Genomic DNA, 364 nt, shown 5'->3' with positions numbered 1-364 from the left:
CGGAGGTTGTGGTGTATGCAAGGTAAAAATTGTCGAAGGTGACTATCACAGTAAGTGCATGAGCAAAGCTCATATCAGTGATACCCAGGCTGGTGAAGGTTATGTGCTGGCGTGCCGGGTTTATCCGTTAAGCGACCTGTGTATAGAGGTTGTTAACCGGTCGCAGGCTGTAAGGCCTGATTAAAATAAGAATAGAGGGTTAAGAAAATGAAAAAAGGTGTAATACGTCCTGGCCATGTACAAATTCGGGTTTTGGATCTGGAAGAAGCTCTGGTTCACTATCGTGATTTACTGGGCTTGATTGAGATGGACCGTGATACGCAGGGGCGGGTATATCTCAAAGGCTGGACTGAAGTAGATAAGT

Annotated in this window: 1 protein-coding gene; it reads left to right on the top strand. The window is 45.6% G+C overall.

The window, feature by feature from the left end; translation table 11 throughout:
- Nucleotides 1–184 (top strand): 2Fe-2S iron-sulfur cluster-binding protein (locus QWI17_RS08975; protein WP_302722173.1); only part of this gene is annotated, 184 nt, incomplete at its 5' end.
- Nucleotides 185–364: the final 180 nt, after the last annotated feature.

This window comes from Gilvimarinus gilvus (assembly GCF_030518155.1).
GTDB classification, from domain to species: Bacteria; Pseudomonadota; Gammaproteobacteria; order Pseudomonadales; family Cellvibrionaceae; genus Gilvimarinus; species Gilvimarinus gilvus.
Note: the sequence above shows the minus strand (reverse complement) of the source record. Positions and strands in the feature narration are given on the sequence as shown.